The 2,023-nt window shown below is 71.0% G+C and carries 2 protein-coding genes and 1 riboswitch; of the genes, one reads left to right on the forward strand and one right to left on the reverse strand.

Annotation, left to right across the window (positions count from 1 at the left end):
* Positions 1 to 121 precede the first annotated feature (121 nt).
* Positions 122 to 269: riboswitch (cyclic di-AMP (ydaO/yuaA leader) on the reverse strand.
* Positions 270 to 349: 80 nt separating this feature from the next.
* A complete protein-coding gene (locus tag G6018_RS00875; RefSeq protein ID WP_182638485.1) occupies positions 350 to 568 on the reverse strand; it encodes a hypothetical protein in 219 nt (72 codons plus the stop codon).
* A gap of 180 nt (positions 569 to 748) precedes the next feature.
* On the opposite strand from G6018_RS00875, the gene G6018_RS00880 reads away from it, so the two are divergent.
* On the forward strand, positions 749 to 2,023 hold a 1,275-nt coding region (locus tag G6018_RS00880), incomplete at its 3' end, for an exonuclease domain-containing protein (protein WP_182638486.1).

A 2,023-nucleotide genomic window follows, 5' to 3' on the forward strand; every position in this document is an offset into this window, starting at 1 on the left:
TGCGGCGGCCGCGGTCCCGGCGCCGGCGATGGCGGCTCCGGCTGCGAGCAGTCCTGCGGTGGCGACACGGCGCCCGGTCGAGCTGGCCTTGATGCTGTGGGCTCCCACGAGAGTGATTTCCTCTTTCTTCCTGGACACCGACCGGGTTAGCTGACGGGTTCGGACACGGAAGTCTGTCCTACGCCCGGACCTCTCGGCCCTCGGGCGATTCACCCCAGTGGAACGTGGTTCCCCGGTGCACCGTGGTGGTGCTTTGGTGGTGACCCCGGCCCCCCACCGGCGGGCGGGTGATGACTTCCGAGGTCTCGAAAAGGTTACGAAACCATCTCGTCGAAGTCCAGTCCATCCGCTAGGCGGCCGTTTCCGACGCCATGATCTCGACGCTCGAGACCATTCCGAGCTCCATGAGCACCTCGATCGCCGAGCGCACCTCCGGCTCCAGGACGTACCCGCACGACTCCTCGGAAAGCGCGTCCACCTGGGGTTCTCCGGACAAGAGCACCGAGACGACGCAGTCCTCGCACCGGCGCGGGCGGGCCGGGCACCGTGAGCAGTCCATCGAGAACATGATCTACATCACACTCCGTCCTGGGCGTGTTGCCCATTCGTTACCGGGCCGCGATCTACGGCTCGAGGCCGACCGTAACGGCGGGGTACGACATCCCCCTCCGCGGCGGCGGGCCGCACCCGGCCTCCGCCACGACCGTCCGCCCCGCCACTGTCGGACCGGGTCGCTACCGTCGGCACCATGCCCACTCCCCCGACGCGAGAGCCGGTCCGCACGCCCGGGCCCCAGGGGGTCCAGGCGGCGTTCGACGAACTCGAACCGATGCTCTCCGAGGTGACGTTCGTCGTGGTCGACCTGGAGACCACCGGCACCCGACCGGGGACGGACGAGATCACCGAGATCGGCGCGGTCCGCGTACGGGGCGGCGAGGTCCGGGCTGAGCTGTCCACGTTCGTCGCCATCGACGGGGCCCTGCCGGGGCACATCAGCAGGCTCACCGGTATCGACCCCGGCAACCTCGTCGGGGCGCCCACCCTCGGAGAGGTGATGGCGACGTTCCTGGAGTTCTCCCGCGGCGCCGTCCTGGTCGCCCACAACGCCCGGTTCGACCTCGGTTTCCTCCGGGCGGCTGCCGTCTCCACCGACCATCAGTGGCCGGATCCCCCGTCGATCTGCACGCTCGCCCTGGCACGTCGGATTCTCCACCGTGGCGAGACCCGCGGACACCGTCTCGGTGAACTCGCCGCCCATCTGGGATCCACCGTCGAGCCCAACCACCGGGCGCTCCAGGACGCCCGCGCCACCGTCGACGTCCTCCACGCCCTGATCTCCAGGGTCGGGGACTGCGGGGTGGCCACCCTCACCGAGCTCCGGTCGTACGACGGCCGCCTCGCCCCCGAGGTACTGCGCCGCGCCGCGCTGACCGAAGCGCTCACCACCGGTCCCGGCGTCTACCTCTTCCGTGACGGGTCGGGGGGCGCCCTGTACGTGGGGTCATCCGTGTCGGTGCGGCGGAGGGCCCGTTCCTACTATTCCGGAGCCGACTCGCGCAGCAGGATGCGCACGATGGTCGGGCTGGCCGCGAGTGTCGAGTCGGTGCCCTGTGCGCACCTCCTGGAGGCGTGGACCGTCGAGGAGCGGCTCATCGATTCCCTGCAACCGCCGTACAACCGGCGCTCGCGGAGTCCCCGTCGCGGGTGGTGGCTCTCCCCACCCTCCGGGCGCGCGATCCGTGGACAGGTCACCCGCACACCGGAGCACCCGTCCGCCCTCGGCCCGTTCCGGAGATCCGAGGACGCCAGGTCGGCGTGGCTGGACCTCGTCGAGACCCTCGGTTCCCCGCCCGACGCGGAGGACTGGGAGGCGCTGGTCGCCGGCCGGAGCTCCGCGACCGTCAGGGCGATGGTCGACCAGATCGACGCGATCGCGGCGGGCGGAGCGTTCGAGCGCGCGGCCCGGTTGCGCGATCGCACGGCGACGCTCGTCCGGATCCTCACCCGGCAACAGGAGCTCGCC

Origin of the sequence: Dietzia sp. DQ11-44, from assembly GCF_014145205.1 — a bacterium.
Classification (GTDB): domain Bacteria; phylum Actinomycetota; class Actinomycetes; order Mycobacteriales; family Mycobacteriaceae; genus Dietzia; species Dietzia natronolimnaea.

Coding starts and splice junctions, on each gene's coding strand:
- G6018_RS00875 (WP_182638485.1), bottom strand. CDS start 568: ATGTTCTCGATGGACTGCTCACGGTGCCCGGCCCGCCCGCGCCGGTGC.